The 2,144-nt window shown below is 67.7% G+C and carries 1 protein-coding gene; it reads right to left on the bottom strand.

The window, feature by feature from the left end; genetic code table 11:
• On the bottom strand, positions 1 to 1,478 hold a 1,478-nt coding region (locus tag AWC08_RS25890; protein ID WP_085088413.1), incomplete at its 3' end, for a PE family protein.
• Between the last annotated feature and the right edge of the window lie 666 nt (positions 1,479 to 2,144).

The following is a 2,144-nucleotide window of genomic DNA, read 5'->3' as shown; positions in this document are numbered from 1 at the left end:
CGGCTGAGCGGCCCAGCCCCGCCGCCCGCGCCACCGTTACCGCCGGCTCCCCCCGCGCCACCGGGCGCGCCGTCACCGCCGTCGCCGCCCGGGCCACCGCGAAAAACACCGTCGGGGGTGGTGCCGCCGGCACCACCGGCACCACCGGGCCCACCCGCGGCTCCGATGCCCCCGGCACCCCCGAGACCGCCGCCACCGCCGGCACCGCCGTCGCCGAACAACAGCCCGCCCCGACCACCAGCGCCGCCGTTACCACCCGCGACACCGTTGCCGCCGGCACTCAACAGGCCATTGGCGTCGCCACCGCAACCACCCGCACCACCGGGACCTTGAAGGGCACCTCCCTCTGGGTCCGCTGTATAGTTCAGGCCGCCGCTGCCGCCAGTGCCACCGGGCGCACCGGCACCGCCGTTTCCGCCATTTCCGCCGGCGCCTCCGGTTGCGACATCAAAGTTGTAGAAGACGTTTCCGCCGTCGCCGCCGTTCCCGCCCGTCCCGCCGGGCCCGCCGTCGCCGCCCACACCGCCCGTTCCGCCGACGAGATTGCCGTTGCCCCCGGGACCGCCGGTACCGCCGGGCGCATTGTCGCCCCCGGCCCCCCCGGCGCCGCCGTTACCGCCTGTGTTCGACAGTAGTTCGGGGTCACGGGCATCGCTGTACCCGGACCCGCCGTTACCGCCGGCCTGGCCGGGAAGTCCGGGGTGGCCGGGCTCGCCATTGCCGCCGGGTTCACCCGGTGCACCGGCGGGGCCGTCCGTCGCCGACCCCGTGAAGCTCTGCACGGGGTTGACTCCGTTGTTCCCATTGCCACCCGCGCTGCCGGCACCGCCGGCACCGCCGGTGCCCCACAGCCCGGCACTGCCGCCGTTACCGCCGCTGCCACCGGACAATCCGCCGAAACCGCCTGCCCCACCGTTGCCGTACAGCAGCCCACCGGCCCCACCGTTGCCACCGCTGGCCCCCAGCCCGCCGTAGCCACCGGCCCCGCCGTTGCCGATCAACCCGGCGGTACCGCCGTTGCCGCCGGCCCGACCCGCGCCTCCGGATCCGCCATTGCCGCCGTTGCCGTACAACAGCCCTCCGGCACCGCCCGCTTGCCCGGTACCCGCCGCCCCGTCAACACCGTTGCCGATCAGCGGGCGGCCCAGGGCCACTTGGGTCGGTGCGTTGATCGCGTTTAGGAGCTGCTGCTGCACGTTGGCTGCTTCGGCACCGGCATAGGCGTTGCCGGCCGCGTTCAGCGTCTGCACGAACTGGCTGTGCAGTGCCGAGGCCTGGGCGCTCATCGACTGGTACTGCTGGGCGTGCGCGCCGAAAAGCGCCGCGATCACCGCGGACACCTCGTCGGCTCCAGCAGCCAGCACATTGAGCGTGGGGGCAGCCGCCGCGACCGTAGCGCTGTTGATCGTCGAGCCGATACCGGCTAGATCCGTCGCAGCCCCGATCACCAAATCCGGCCGAGTAAACAGAAAGGACATGACAGGGGGTTCCTCACTTTATTGCTGCCTCGGGAGAGGCGAATCATATCGAGTAAGCGCAGGACAACGGTGTACCAGTTATATGAAAGAATTCTCACCGTTATCAAACGGTTATATTACTCAGGGTGCCGTGTAAAGTCTTTTTACAATTTAAACTCTGGCAATGTACATCGGATTGACCAGGTCGAAGCACTCGGCGCAACGCCAGGCTGATGTCCACGCACACAGACAATTGTCCACGCACAGAGACGACGCACTAAACGTCGGACCGGAACCGCAGTGACGGCAATTCCGGTCCGATGCAACTAGCTGTACCGAGACAGGACGTTGGTAGCAGACGTGTTGGCTTGATGTGGGGAGACCTCCGGTCCTCGGCTGCCTTCTCCCACCTCAACCGCTATGCGTGGCATACGGTTTGGCGATAGATCGCCGTAAACACCCGAAATCGACCTGGAAACAACTCCGCGGACAGTACTGCGCAGGGCGATGGTGGCCAGCCGGGACGAGGTGACACTGATCGATCTGTCCAAGAACAGCACTACCCGATACCGCTACGCGGATCGGTCATCCCGAAGCTTGGCCGATCACCTGTTGACGACGGTTGAAAACCAGGCCAGTCGCGACGGTTGAAAAGTAGGCCACCCGATCAGATTGGATGGGTGATCT

Source organism: Mycobacterium gordonae, from assembly GCF_002101675.1.
Lineage (GTDB): Bacteria > Actinomycetota > Actinomycetes > Mycobacteriales > Mycobacteriaceae > Mycobacterium > Mycobacterium gordonae.
The sequence above is the reverse complement of the archived record's forward strand: the minus strand, read 5'-3'. Positions and strand labels throughout refer to the sequence as shown.